Below are 1,458 nucleotides of genomic sequence, written 5' to 3'. Positions count from 1 at the left end.
GGTGGAGCTACGTGCTGGTGGTGCTGTGAGTCTGGGGTTTGGACGCCCGGACTCGGGTGATCGTCAGGGAGCTACTACTACTTGACGATCGAGCCGGACCACACCGCGGCGGCCTTCTTGTAGATGGCCGCGGTCTCGCCGTCGAAGTAGGGCGAGGTGATGAGGTCGTAGCGACCGTTGCTGTCCTGGTCACCGAAGAGGCTGGTGACACCGTTGACGTAGCCGAGACGCTTGGCGTTGCTGTACTTGGCGAGCCAGGGGCCACCGTCGGCGCCAGGGGTGAAGGAGCTCTTGAGGCCAACGTGCTCCTCAACCTTCGTGGAGCCCTGGACGTACTTCTGGGCGTTGGTCTTGCCGTAGGTCCACTTCGGCGTAACGCCGGTGTAGGCCTTGTTGCCGTCGGGGTGCGCGTCGGCCGGGTAGCCGAACACGAACACCGTCTGCTGCGGCTTCTGGTTCCAGGTGAAGCCCTGGCCACCAACAGCGTCGCCCAGCTTGCCGGCGTCCTTGATGAAGCCCTCGATGACGAAGAACGTGTCCTTGAGGTACTTCGTGGTCTTGGTCTCCTTCACCCACTTCTGAACGTAGAAGTGCGTGATGGTGTAGTTGCCCTGCTCGTCGATCTTGCGGTAGCCAGCGCCGGTGTAGGCGTCGTACTCGGCCTTGGTCACGTGCTGCTTGACCGGCCAGCCGAACCACTTGTTGCCCTGGCCAACGCCAACCTTGGCGGCTTCCCAGACGGCCTTGGAGACTTCGTCCTTGACCGCGACGGCCTTGTACCACACGCCGTCGATCTGCTGCTTCCAGTCAGGGCCAACGAGCTCCTGGGAGGTCTCCTCCTTGACGTAGCAGTCGGAGGTCTCCTTGCCGTTGAAGTCCTTGCACTCCTGGTACTGGGTCTTGCTGATCTCCTCGGTCTTGACGTCCTTGGGACCAACGAACTTCTCGTAGTCTTCCTTGGACACGACCTTGGGGGTGCCGCCACCGACGTGGACACCGTTGTAGACGGTCACGAACGCGTAGTCGCGGTCGTAGTCCTCGTAGTTGGCGAAGTCGTAGTGGGTGTAGGCCGTCTTACCGGCGTACACGCCCCACGGGGCCTTGCCCTGGTAGTAGCCGGGGACGAAGACCCAGTTGTCCATGACGCTGGCGTTCGCCTTGTCGTCGTACACGCAGTGACCGGCCGTGGAGACCAGGTTGCGGTACTGCGACTGGATCGAGGTCGCCGAGCACCACTTGAACTTGCCGTCGGAGTCGACGAAGAACACCTTGCCGATGGACTTGGGCAGGTTGATGTTCTTGACCTTCGCGGCGGTGGTCTTGCCCTCGCCGGTCGGGGCGACGACGCCGGGCTTGCCGTCGGCGACGTAGCCGCCACCGGCGTTCAGCTTCGGCGTGGCCTTGGTCTCCCAGGTGTAGGGAGTCGCCTTGGCCAGGTTGTTGGCCGTGCCGTTGCCC

Annotated in this window: 1 protein-coding gene; it reads right to left on the bottom strand. The window is 63.0% G+C overall.

Features of this window, described 5'->3' with window-relative positions:
- Window positions 1–77: 77 nt before the first annotated feature.
- A partial coding sequence (locus tag ACW9TB_RS39290) for a trypsin-like serine peptidase (protein ID WP_472753203.1) occupies window positions 78–1,458 on the bottom strand: 1,381 nt, incomplete at its 5' end.

This window comes from Streptosporangium sp. H13245 (genome assembly GCF_055690525.1).
Note: the sequence above shows the minus strand (reverse complement) of the source record. Positions and strands in the feature narration are given on the sequence as shown.